Source organism: Bacillus sp. MBGLi79 (assembly GCF_002953915.1).
The window spans coordinates 2,932,776-2,935,448 of sequence record NZ_CP026521.1 but is presented as its reverse complement, the minus strand read 5'-3'; the positions used below and the strand labels follow the sequence as shown (position 1 = coordinate 2,935,448).

Sequence of the window (2,673 nt, the reverse complement as noted above, 5' to 3'; positions counted from 1 at the left end):
GGCCGCAGCTCCGCCGTTGAAGGCCGCCATCACGGCTGTGATGCATGTCCCGATATTGGAGCCGAGAACAACGCTCATCGCTTCGGTCAAACCGACGACACCTTGATCCATAAAGCTCATCAGGATGCCGACACACGCCGAACTGGAATGAATCATCGCGGTCAACACCGTGCCGATGATTAAGGCGTAAAGCGTTGAATTTTCAGCAAGCTGCACAATATAAGCGCCCGAGTCTAGCTGTGACAACGGCACGGCAAGCCGGCTAAAGCCGCTGATACAGAAAAAAATAACACCCAAGCCGATCATGCTTACGCCCACTTGCCGAAAAGGGGATTTTCCGGCCATGAAAAGAACCGCACCTGCGGCAAAGAGGGCAAAAATCAAAAATTCCAGCTTCACCGCCAAAAATTCCGTTGTGAAGGTGGACCCGATGTTTGTTCCCAAAATGAGCGGAATCGAACGTTTAAATGAAAGGGCGCCTACCGAGACAAAGCCAATGACGATCACCATAAATGCCGAGCTGCTTTGCAAAACCCCCGTAAATACAATGCTGACCAAAAAGGCTTTCACCGGATGATCCGTGAAAAACAGCAGCCGCTTTTCGATTTTTTCAAATGTCAGTGAAATCAAACCTTTTCTCAGCATGCTCATGCCTTTGAGAAAAAGAACGATCAATAATATGAATAAGATCAAGATTATCATCAGTTTTTCGAACAGCCTCCTTTATAAATATATACAGACAAGCTGCCGAAATCATGACTGAACAATAAAACGATTCTCCTTGGTTGACCTTACCGGAGGCTTATATTATAATGTCAAAGTACATGTTTATATGTATGTCTTTTTTTAAAGCAGTCGATTGGTGTATTCGGAGGGAGGGAAAGAGAATGTCAAAAACGGTCGTTAGAAAAAACGAATCGCTTGAAGATGCTCTTCGTCGCTTCAAACGCAGTGTATCAAAGACAGGTACTTTGCAGGAAGCAAGAAAGCGTGAATTTTATGAAAAACCTAGCGTAAGACGCAAGAAAAAGTCTGAAGCTGCAAGAAAGCGCAAATACTAAAAGAGGGTGGATTTATGAGTCTTCTTGAGCGGCTGAATCAAGATATGAAGCTCTATATGAAAAACCGTGAGAAAGACAAACTGACTGTCATTCGCATGGTCAAAGCTTCGCTTCAAAACGAAGCAATCAAGCTTAAGAAAGACAGGCTGACCGATGATGAAGAACTGACTGTTCTTTCTCGTGAATTAAAACAGCGTAAAGACTCCCTCCATGAATTTTCAAACGCTAATCGTTCAGATTTAGTAGATAAAGTTCAAAAAGAGTTAGACATTCTGGAAGCTTATATGCCTGAACAGCTGACGGAAGAAGAGCTGCTCGGCATCGTCAATGAGACGATCGCCGAAGTCGGCGCCTCTTCAAAAGCGGATATGGGCAAAGTGATGAGCGCTATCATGCCGAAAGTCAAAGGCAAGGCGGACGGCGGTCTCGTCAATAAGCTTGTCAGCAAACAACTGTCTTAAGAAAAAGACGCCTTTAAGCAATTAAAGGCGTCTTTTTTTGTGCGTGTTCATACAATAGAAAAGTAGTAGAAAGATGAAACCTTTGCTACATTTATAACGTATGTAATGTTAATGATAATAGGGGAAGGAGGTCTCAGACATCGTTGCTGCTGAAAAAATTTAGAATTTTTGTTGCTCTGGCCAGCGGTTTTGTTTTATTCTTATTACTAGGCGTTCATTTGACCGTGAAAGCGGATGGAGATACAGTGTATGTCATTCCGATCGAAGAAACGGTTGAAAAAGGGCTTTCAAAATTTCTTGAGCGTTCTTTTCAAGAAGCGGAAGATATGAATGCCAAACATATCATACTCGATATCAATACCCCCGGCGGAGCGGTCGACGCAGTCCTTGACATGGCTGATACGATACATAACTCCGACATTCCGGTGACCGCTTATGTGAATAGAAGGGCTCTGTCCGCAGGCGCTTACCTCGCCTTGAATGCAGACGATATTTATATGGCGCCCGGCGGGAAAATGGGAGCTGCCGCGATCATTGACACGCAGGGAAATGCCGCTGATAAAAAGTCGGAATCTCTGTGGCTCGCTGAAATGGAAGACGCAGCCAAAAAAAACGGACGTGATCCGAAATACGCTCTCGCGATGGCCGATGCGGATGTCGATGCTAAAGAAGTTGGGGCGCCGAAGGGCGAGCTGCTCACATTAAGCCCTGACAAAGCGCTGGAAGTCGGCTATTCCGAAGGCACAGTTTCGAGCCTTGATGATCTTTTGAAAAAGCTGAACTTGAAGGATGCCAAAATCGAGCGTTCCGAGGTGAGCTTCGCCGAAAAGGTGGCCCGGTGCATCACGCATCCGGTCGTGATTCCGATTCTCCTTTCAATCGGAAGTCTCGGGCTGATTGTCGAGCTTTATTCGCCTGGTTTTGGGATCCCCGGCTTTATGGGACTCTCTGCGCTGCTGCTCTTTTTCTACGGTCATCTCGTCGCCGGGCTTGCCGGAATGGAAACGATCCTTCTGTTTGCAGCAGGCATTATTTTAATCATTTTAGAGATTTTTTTGCCGGGCGGAATAGCAGGGATTGCCGGCCTGATCGCGATTGTTGCGAGCCTCTTATTAGCATCGGGAAGCTTTAAGGTCATGGCCGTCTCCATT

At 46.0% G+C, this 2,673-nt stretch carries 4 protein-coding genes; 3 read left to right on the top strand and 1 reads right to left on the bottom strand.

The features are described from left to right. Window positions 1-702 (bottom strand): Na/Pi symporter (locus tag C1T29_RS14880; protein ID WP_208945481.1); only part of this gene is annotated, 702 nt, incomplete at its 3' end. 185 nt (window positions 703-887) lie between these two features. Here C1T29_RS14880 and rpsU point away from each other — a divergent pair. The 3 genes from rpsU to C1T29_RS14865 form a co-directional block, all read left to right on the top strand. After that, entirely contained in the window at window positions 888-1,061 is a 174-nt protein-coding gene (gene rpsU, locus C1T29_RS14875) for a 30S ribosomal protein S21 (protein WP_003183654.1), read from the top strand. 14 nt (window positions 1,062-1,075) lie between these two features. Beyond that, complete coding sequence (locus tag C1T29_RS14870; protein ID WP_023855244.1) at window positions 1,076-1,522, top strand: GatB/YqeY domain-containing protein; 447 nt, start codon at window positions 1,076-1,078, stop codon at window positions 1,520-1,522. Between the two features lie 143 nt (window positions 1,523-1,665). Then, window positions 1,666-2,673, top strand: a 1,008-nt coding sequence (locus C1T29_RS14865; RefSeq protein WP_208945480.1) for an NfeD family protein, incomplete at its 3' end; no start/stop codon positions are given.